We start from the raw sequence: 613 nt of genomic DNA on the forward strand, positions 1-613 counted from the left end.
TGGGCACATCGGTGCGCCCGCGCGCGCCGCCGAAGGCCGATCCCTTCCATTCGCGCCCGGTCACCAGCTGGAACGGGCGGGTGGAGATTTCCGCGCCGGCCTCGGCCACGCCGATGATGATGGACTTGCCCCAGCCCTTGTGACAGCACTCCAGCGCCTGGCGCATGACCTTGGTGTTGCCGATGCACTCGAAGGAGTAGTCGGCGCCGCCATCGGTCAGTTGCACGATATGGTCCACCACGTTCTCGACTTGGTTCGGGTTGATGAAATGCGTCATGCCGAACTTGCGCGCCATGGCTTCGCGGCCCGGGTTCAGGTCCACGCCGATGATCTTGTCCGCGCCCACCATCCTGGCCGCCTGGATCACGTTCAGGCCGATGCCGCCGAGGCCGAACACCACCACGTTGGCACCGGCCTCCACCTTGGCGGTAAACAGCACCGCGCCCACGCCGGTGGTCACGCCGCAGCCGATGTAGCAAACCTTGTCGAATGGCGCGTCCGGGCGGATCTTGGCCAGCGCGATCTCCGGCACCACGATGTGGTTGGCAAAGGTGGAGGTGCCCATGTAATGGAAGATCGGCTTGCCATCGATGGAAAAGCGCGAGGTACCGTC

1 protein-coding gene is annotated in these 613 nt (G+C 65.1%); it reads right to left on the reverse strand.

Annotated features, from left to right (window positions below; genetic code table 11):
• On the reverse strand, positions 1–613 hold a 613-nt coding region (locus tag AC1RWI_RS38065; RefSeq protein WP_492870891.1), incomplete at both ends, for a zinc-binding dehydrogenase.

This window comes from Cupriavidus sp. MPR-AND1C (assembly GCF_058809705.1).